The organism is Prosthecobacter sp., from assembly GCF_049294395.1.
Taxonomy (GTDB): Bacteria; Verrucomicrobiota; Verrucomicrobiia; order Verrucomicrobiales; family Verrucomicrobiaceae; genus Prosthecobacter.
On sequence record NZ_JBAQCR010000039.1, the window covers coordinates 1 to 8,333 of the forward strand.

Consider the following 8,333-nt stretch of genomic DNA (forward strand, 5'->3'; position numbering starts at 1 on the left):
TTTAAGTGCAACAGGCTATTAACATTACTAATGATTAATCAGCGCGCAGACACGCCCCTTCACCTTATAAGTTAATACAGAGTGTTTGGAAGTCGTCGAATGTTAAGCCAACAAAATTTCGTGCAGAGTAATATCGTGAACTATTGTTAAATCCCACCCCGTTGTGGAGAGTACCAAATGAACCTTCTCATTTGAGCCGATGCCCCACCCCTCCGAACACCTCTCCCCCGCAGGCCACGCACTGCTCGACCGCCGCCGCTTCCTCGGCAGCAGCGCCACGGCTCTCGGCTCCATCGCATTGACGAATCTTCTCGGCCTCGATGGACTGCTCGCTGCGGACAGACCCATCATCGACCCCGCACGCCCCTACGCCCCACGCCAGCCTCATTTCCCGGCCAAGGCCAAAAACGTAGTCGTCATCTTCTGCGCCGGAGCCGTCAGCCAGCTTGAAACTTGGGACTACAAACCCGAACTCATCAAGTGGGACGACAAGCCCCTCCCCGGCGGCCCCGCCGTCACCTTCCAAGGACCCGCAGGCAATCTCGCCCGCCCGCAGTACACCTTCCGCCAGCGCGGCCAGACCGGCAAATGGGTGAGCGACATGATCCCGCATCTCGCGGAACTGACAGACGACTTCGCCTTCGTTCACTCGCTCACCAGCAAGTCCAACACCCACGGCCCTGCGGAGAATTTCCTCTCCACCGGTTTCAACCTCGACGGCTTCCCCTCCCTCGGCGCATGGACCACCTACGCCCTCGGCAGCGAGAACCAAGATCTGCCCTCCTACGTCGCCATTCCCGATCCCCGCGGCGTGCCGCAAAACGGTGCCAACAACTGGGGCCCCGGCTTTCTCCCCGCCGCATTTCAGGGCACCACCATGAGCTCCAAAGCCCCCGTGCGCCATCTCGCCGCCCCGGGTGTCTCTCCAGCCACGGATCAAGCCGCACGCACCCTCCTCCAGCGCATGAACGCCCGCCATCTCGAAGCCCACCCAGGCGATGGCAAGCTCGCCGCACGCATCGCCAGCTACGAGCTCGCCGCGCGCATGCAGCTCAGCGTCCCGGAGATCAGCGACCTCAGCACCGAGCCCGCACACATCCTCAATCTCTACGGTGCCGACGATACGCAAAACCCCGACAAAGCCGCCTTCGCCAAGAACTGCATCCTCGCACGTCGCCTCATCGAAAAAGGCGTGCGCTTTGTGCAGCTCTTTAACGGCGCCTACGCCAGCGGCGGCAAGCTCAACTGGGACGGCCACAACGCCCTCAAAGAACAGTACGACGTTCACGCCCCCATCCTCGATCAACCCGCAGCCGCACTCATTCGCGACCTCAAAGAACGCGGCCTGCTCGAAGACACCCTCGTCGTCTGGTGCACCGAATTTGGCCGCATGCCCTTCTTCCAAAAAGGAGCCAAAGGCCGCGACCACAATCCCGACGGCTTCACCTGCTGGATGACCGGCGCAGGTGTGAAACCCGGCGTGAGTTGTGGCGAGACCGACGAACTCGGCCAGAAAGCCGTGAAGGACATCCACCCCCTCTACGACTTCAACGCCACCATCCTCCACCTCCTCGGCCTCGATCACGAACGCCTCACCTTCGAACACAACGGCGTCCAGCGCCGCCTCACCAACGTGGAAGGCCATGTGATCAAGCAGATGCTGGCGTGATGCCAAAAGACCGCTCAAAGGAGGATTGCTGAAAACCGGCATTGAGGTTAAAATGCGGCCATGAAAGCGACGACTGAAACCAAACCAAGCGATGCCGCACTCACGCGGGAGCTGCTTGAGATTGGTCTCGAAATGCAGGATCGCTTCTCGGCAGAGCCCATCTACGCCAAGACCGGCAAAGGCTTCCTCAAGAGCGCAGGCGTGGAAGAGTTGAAGAAGATCAAAGCAGCCCAGGCAGCAAAGAAGCCCTGAAGCATGAGCAGCTTGCATCCGTGGCTCGAATCCTTCACGTGGGAAATCGTCACGACTCTAAATCGCGGCCTCTGCGAAGCCAAAAACGCACTGCACAAGCCCACCTCTGACGGACACGAAGCCACAAAAGCATTGTGGGAGTCAAACCACCAAACGGCGATGACTCTGGCTGACGCAGCAAATCTATGTCGTCGTTGTCACCGCATGGCCCCTTTTTGCTTCTACAATGGCAACACGTTTGCCGCCATCATGGCCCTCGTGGTGAAGCGGCTGGATCTGCCTGCCGATCAAGCCTTCATCGTCCGCAGTCTCGCAGGTCACATTGTCTCCGGCGTCGCCACAGATGAGGAAGTAAAAGCGTTTCAAGCATTCTCAGATTCATTGGCGTAGCGGGAGCATGCACTGTTCGTTTTATCGGAAACGGGCATCCCCCCTCTAGACTTCACTCACTTTCACCGCGACGCTCATCCACGCACCAGCCCCAAGGGGGCTGCGGAGTCAGCCCAGGGTCAGCCGAGCCTCAGCGAGGCGACCCTGGGTATCTCAGCACATTCCGGGAAGCAAACCCACAGCTCCGCCACACACCGCGCTCACCAGCAGCGTCTGCAACGAGTTCCGCCACACGCCTGCCGCGATGATATTCACCCCCGCATAAACGCCTCAATCTCCGCACTCGTCGGAATCGCAGGCTGCGCTCCCGCCTTCAGCGTCGCCAGCGCACCCGCCGCATTCGCAAAACGAATCGCATCCTCCCTGCCCTCGCCACTCGCCACGGCAAAAGCCCCCGCAAACGTGTCCCCCGCGCCCACCGTATCCACCGGCGTCACCTTCGGCGGCTCGATCTCCGTCACCCCATCCTCAGTGATGCTCAGCGTGCTCTCCGCACCACGCGTGATGATCAAATGCCTGCACATCGCCTCACGCAAATTTCTCTGCGGCGTGATCTGCGCCGCCTCACCCTCATTCACGATCAACACATCCACCGCAAATCGCGCCGCGAGATACACCGCACTCAACGGTGACGGATTCAAAACCACCCTCACACCCGCATCCCGAGCGATTTCCGCAGCCCGCTGCACCACCTCCAGCGGACACTCAAGCTGCAGTAGCAGCGCATCCGCCCCACGAATCAGCCCGGCATGCTTCTCCACATCCTCCGGTGTGATCGCATGATTCGCCCCCGCATTCACAATGATAGAATTCTCTCCCTGATCATCCACCGCGATGAAGGCCGATCCCGTAGGCATCGCCGAACGCAAAACGCCCGTCGTATCAATGCCCTCACTCTCCAGCGCCTCCATATATCGCGCCCCGAAGTCATCCAGCCCCACACAGCCAATCATGCTCACCGCACCGCCTGTACGCGCCGCAGCCACAGCCTGGTTCGCACCTTTGCCACCAAAGCACGTCAGCATGCCGCTCGCCGCCAGCGTCTCTCCCGGCGCAGGAATGTGCGGCACACGCAGCGTGTGATCCACGTTCAGCGAGCCGACGACGACAATTCTAGGGCGCTTCTCTGCCATCACTTCTTGGTGGCTGGAGGTTCCACATTGAGCTGCACAATCGCCTCGCGCACACGCGCCGTCTGCTCCGGGCTCATCACCAGAAAGCGGTGTTTCCCTTTGCCGCCCTTGCCCGCACGAAACAGCGTGGCCGAATCGTTTTCCACCACGACATTTCCCGGCGGTGAGAGATCAAAGTAACCGCGCTCAGGCAGCACCGCATACAGCACCGCCGTCGGGTCCCAAGTCGGGCGATCATGCGGCGGCGGATTGTACAAATAATAAGCCTCCTTCAGCGGATGATGCGGGATGTAGTTGAGATCCTCTTCGATGACGACATGCGGAAACGCCGCCGCCACACCGATCTCATAGCCACTCCACACCACCGGCGTGGGCCACTCCTTGGCAAGCTTCTGCGCCGCCGGCACATCCAGTTTCACATTATACTCCAGGTGCCGCGTGTCCCACTGCACCGTCTGAAACGCACCCGCCATGATGCTCAAAAACTTCACCTTCTTCGCGATCAATTCCTTCCCGCCCGGCGAGTCCAGCAGACGCGACAGATTGGTAAAAAAGCCCACCTGCGCAATGACCACGCTGCCATCCGGCTGCTTTGCCAGGATGTCCTTGATCAGGCCCACCGCTTCCGGCGCATCCGCTCCACTCTTCAAATCATGCGGGTAGCGCAGACTGCCGTCCGCATTCTTTTCATCCGCCAGCAGATTGAATTTCCCCGCCTCCTTCGCCGCCCCATCACGCACCACGCCAATGGGCGTATCGGGATACCCATACAACGTATTCACCGCATCCACAAATGCCGCCGCCTGCGGATGGTCCTTCGTGATCGTAACAGCCAGCAGTTCACACGCCCCGCGCTTTTGCAGATTGTGAATCATCGCCAGCGCCATCATGTCATCAACATCATTACCCATGTCGGTGTCGAAGATGAGTTTGACCGGCGCCGCCTGAGACAGGCCGCAGAGCGCGCAGAGGAATAGGGTGATGAGCTTTTTCATTTCTTGGGTGGTTGCACAGTGGTTTGGACGATGGCCTCCAGCACGCGTGCCTGCTGCGCTGAAGTCAGGGTGAGAAATCGGTCGCGTTTGCCGCCTTTGCCATCTTTGCCCGGCGGCATGAATCGCGTGAATCCATCGGCACCCACACGCACGCGCCCCGGGACAGAGAGGCCAAAAAGTCCACGTTCTGGAAACACCGCCTGCAGCACGCTGCTCTCATCCCAGCACGGCCGGTCATGCGCGGGCCCGCTGTGCAGCAGATAAGCCTCCCTCACGATGTGATGCGGCACATAGCCAAAATCCTGCGCGATACTGGCACGCGGAAACGGCAGCGCTTCGCCGATCTCATACCCGCTCCAGCACACCGGCACCTCCTCCGGCCACTCATTCGCCACCGTCTGCATGAAGCCGATGCCGTTGATGACGTTCGCCTCCAGATGGTAGTTCGTGTGGTTACAAAACGCGAACGCCCCCGCCATGATCGATAGCATCTTCACCTTCTGCCGGATCAATGCCGTACCATCCAGCGGCGAATGCTTATCAGCCTTCGACTTGATGAGGTTCGCCATGTTCGAGGCAATGCCCACGCTGATGATAGAAACACTCCCGTCCGGCTGCTTCGCCAGCAGCTCACGCAGCAGGTCCACCGCCTCACGCGCATCATCGTTGCTCTTCAAATCATGCGGATAGTCCGGTGAGTCCGCCAGCTTCAAATAACTGCTCGCACGCTTCTGCGCCGTCGGATCACGCGTCACCCCTATCGGCAGATCAGGCCTCCCATAAAACGTATTCTGCGCATCCACAAAACTAGCCGTGAGCGGATTGTCCTTCGAGATCGTCACCCCGAGAAATTCGCACGCACCACGATCCGCCAGCGTATGGCACATCGTCAACGCCAGCACGTCATCCACATCTCCGGTTATGTCGGTGTCGAAAACAATGCGCGGCTTTTCAGCAAAAGCCGATGCACCCAGAAGCAATAAAAGAACAATCGATTTCATGCAGATCATTTTCTCCTCCAGGTATCCGCCAGCACAGCAGCAACAATGACTAGCCCGGTAACCACACGCTTCACCGGCTCCGTGGCTCCCACCTGAATCAGTCCCGCCTCCAGCGTGGCGATGATCAGCACGCCCATGAAGCTCTTCACCACCGATCCCCGCCCGCCCATCAAACTCGTGCCACCCACCACCACCGCAGCGATGGCCCCCAGCTCAAAACCCGTGCCCGCATTCGGATCAGCAGACCCAAGCCGCGAGCAGTTAAACACCGCCGCCAGCCCCGTCAGCGCGCCTAGCAGCGCATGCGCAAAAATGCGCGGACGATCCACCGAAAGCCCCGAAACCAGCGCCGCCTCACGATTGGCCCCAATGGCGATCAAGTGCCGCCCGATGGCCATCTGCGAAAGCATCACCTGCCCCGCCGCCACCACCAGCAGACTGATCACAAACGCAGGCGAAATCACCATCCCGCCAAACGGCGCGCCTAAGGCCTCAATATCCGCGCCAATGTACTTCGTCTGCGAGTTCGTCGTCAGGAAAGCCAGCCCTCGCGCGATCTCCAGCATGCCCAGTGAAACAATAAACGAAGGCAGCCGCAGTTTCACACTCACCGCCCCCGTCGTGCTGCCGATCACCGCTCCGACAACGACACTGGCAAGCACCGCCATCGCCATTCCCCAGTGCAGATCCGCCATCAGCACGCCTACCACCGCGCCGCAAAAGCCCAGCAGCGAACCCACCGAAAGATCAATCCCACCCGTCACCATCACCAGCGTCATTCCCGTAGCCACCAGCGCCAGCGCCGGAATTCGGTTCGCCACCGTCCCCAGCGTGCCCATGCTGAAAAAGCTGTCCCGCATCAGCCCAAAGAGCACGATCATCGCCGCGAGCACGGCAATTAGGATGAAGAAATCAGTCCAGCGGCGCATGATGAAAAAGAAAGATCACTTCACCACCACATCCACCGGCGTCTGCTGATCCGCGGGCGTCGTCTTTTCCTTCAGCACTTTCAGCGCAGCTTCAATGCCAAACACCGCAAGCTGATCCCCGTGCTGATCGCACGTCGCCAGCACGCGACCATCCGCCAGCAGCGGCTTGAGCGCGGCGATGTTGTCAAAACCGATGATCTGCACCTGCCCCGCCTTGCCAGCAGCTTGCACCGCAGCCGCAGCCCCCAGAGCCATGTTGTCATTCGCACACAGCAGCGCCTTCACATTCGGATTCGCGGCCAGGATGCCCGCAGCAACTCCATTCGCCTTCTCCATCTCCCACTGTCCGCTTTGTGACGCCACGATCTTCATGCCCGCAGCGTTCATCGCATCTTCAAAGCCCGCCTTGCGCTGCTGTCCGTTGAAAGCTGTGGTCACACCTTCGATGATCGCCACCTCATCACCCGCCTTGAGTTTTTTCGCCAGCACCTCGCCCACCGCCTTCGCTCCCGCACGGTTGTCCGGCCCGACAAATGGAATGCTCAGCCCCGCCTGCTTCAGCGTGTCCCCATCCAGCTTGTTGTCGATGTTGATGACGAGCACGCCCGCCTCCTTCGCACGCTTCAGCACCGTGACCAGCGCCTTCGAGTCCGCCGGGGCAATGACGATGGCTTGCACTCCCTGCGACACCATCTGATCCACCAACCCCACCTGCTCTGCCAGATCCGTCTCGTTCTTGATACCGTTCACGAGAATCTCGTAGTCACCCGCATGCGCCGCCTGGTGCTTCTTAGCGCCCTCGGCCATCGTTTGGAAAAACTCATTCGCCAGCGACTTCATCACCAGCGCCACCTTCGGCTTGCCAGAGTGAGTGGATGCCTTCTCGCCCGCAGGCTTGCAGGAAAGCAATGCCAGGGAGGCAAACAGAAGTGGAATGAGGCATTTCATGGCTGGAAAAGTTGATTTTGCGCAAACGATTGTGCAACAGGAAGCCTTTCGGTCAATCTTTCTTCTTTGGACCGATGGATGCACGCTCAATCAGCCGCACCGGCAGTGTCGTCAGCGCCTTCCGCGAAGCCTTGCCTCCCGGCTTGATCTGTGCGCACAACCTGTCCACCGCCACTGTCCCCAGCTCCTCCACCGGCTGTGCCAGCGTCGTCAGCGGCGGCGAAAGCAGCGAGGCCCACGGCTGCTCATCAAACGCAATGAGCGAGAGATCCTCCGGGATCACCAGTCCTCGTTCACGCACCGCCTCCAGGGCCCCAAGCGCAAGCTGATTGCTGAGCGCAAGAATCGCCGTGGGACGCGTCCTCAAGTCCAGCAGCTTCAGCGTGTGCTCCCGTGCGATGGCCATGGAATGCTCTCCACCGCCAAGAAACTTCTTCTCAAAGCGCAACCCCGCCTCACTCAGTCCAGCACAATACCCACGCACCCGCTCGGCAATGACCGAGCTGTCCTCCCTGCCCTGCAGGCACGCGATGCGTTTGTGCCCCAGTTTCACCAGCCTTCGCACCGCTTCACGCGCTCCAGCAAAGTTGTCCGCCACCACAGCAGCAGTTTTCAGCGCGGTGAAAACGCGGTCCACCTGCGTGAGCGGCAGCCGCGAGTCGATAAGCGTCTTCAGATGCTTCGAGTCACCACCCACTGGTGCGAGAATGAGTCCGTCGATGCGCCGGTCCAGCAGCATGAGGATGCATTCCGCCTCCACTTCGGCGGACTCCTGCGAATCAGCCAGCAGCACCGTGTAGCCCAGTGTGCGCGCACGCCGCTCCACCGCACGCGCCAGCGCGGCAAAGAACGGATTGGAAATATCCGGAATCACCAGCCCCAGCGTGCGCGTGCTTTGCAGCCGCAGACTTCGCGCCAGTTCATCCGGCCGCACTCCCATCGCCGCAGCTTCTTCCAGAATGTGCTTTTGCGTTTCTTTCGCAATCCGAAACTCATCGCCCCGCCCCGCCATCACA

The 8,333-nt window shown here is 60.2% G+C and carries 9 protein-coding genes; 3 read left to right on the forward strand and 6 right to left on the reverse strand.

The features are described from left to right. Nucleotides 1–199: 199 nt before the first annotated feature. The 3 genes from WAW39_RS02460 (at nt 200) to WAW39_RS02470 (ending at nt 2,311) form a co-directional block, all read left to right on the forward strand. Nucleotides 200–1,669, forward strand: coding sequence for a DUF1501 domain-containing protein (locus tag WAW39_RS02460; RefSeq protein ID WP_422315417.1), 1,470 nt, complete (start codon nt 200–202; stop codon nt 1,667–1,669). A 60-nt stretch (nt 1,670–1,729) separates the two neighbouring features. Further along, nucleotides 1,730–1,921: a hypothetical protein gene (locus WAW39_RS02465; protein ID WP_422315419.1), complete on the forward strand. Its 192-nt coding sequence runs from the start codon at nt 1,730–1,732 to the stop codon at nt 1,919–1,921. 204 nt (nt 1,922–2,125) lie between these two features. Further along, a complete protein-coding gene (locus WAW39_RS02470) occupies nt 2,126–2,311 on the forward strand; it encodes a hypothetical protein (RefSeq protein ID WP_422315421.1) in 186 nt (61 codons plus the stop codon). 251 nt (nt 2,312–2,562) lie between these two features. Here the strand turns inward: WAW39_RS02470 and WAW39_RS02475 are convergent, their stop codons facing one another. The 6 genes from WAW39_RS02475 to WAW39_RS02500 form a co-directional block, all read right to left on the reverse strand. After that, nucleotides 2,563–3,444: a ribokinase gene (locus WAW39_RS02475; protein ID WP_422315423.1), complete on the reverse strand. Its 882-nt coding sequence runs from the start codon at nt 3,442–3,444 to the stop codon at nt 2,563–2,565. After that, nucleotides 3,444–4,439, reverse strand: a complete 996-nt coding sequence (locus WAW39_RS02480) for a nucleoside hydrolase (RefSeq protein WP_422315425.1) — start codon at nt 4,437–4,439, stop codon at nt 3,444–3,446. Before WAW39_RS02480 ends, WAW39_RS02475 begins: the two co-directional genes overlap by 1 nt. Continuing rightward, complete coding sequence (locus WAW39_RS02485; protein ID WP_422315427.1) at nt 4,436–5,440, reverse strand: nucleoside hydrolase; 1,005 nt, start codon at nt 5,438–5,440, stop codon at nt 4,436–4,438. The genes WAW39_RS02480 and WAW39_RS02485 overlap by 4 nt, the downstream gene beginning before the upstream one ends. A gap of 5 nt (nt 5,441–5,445) precedes the next feature. Then, nucleotides 5,446–6,369, reverse strand: coding sequence for an ABC transporter permease (locus WAW39_RS02490; protein ID WP_422315429.1), 924 nt, complete (start codon nt 6,367–6,369; stop codon nt 5,446–5,448). Nucleotides 6,370–6,384: 15 nt separating this feature from the next. After that, on the reverse strand, nt 6,385–7,317 hold the full coding sequence (locus WAW39_RS02495) for a sugar ABC transporter substrate-binding protein (protein WP_422315431.1): 933 nt from the start codon (nt 7,315–7,317) through the stop codon (nt 6,385–6,387). A 52-nt stretch (nt 7,318–7,369) separates the two neighbouring features. Continuing rightward, nucleotides 7,370–8,333, reverse strand: a 964-nt coding sequence (locus WAW39_RS02500; protein WP_422315433.1) for a LacI family DNA-binding transcriptional regulator, incomplete at its 5' end; no start/stop codon positions are given.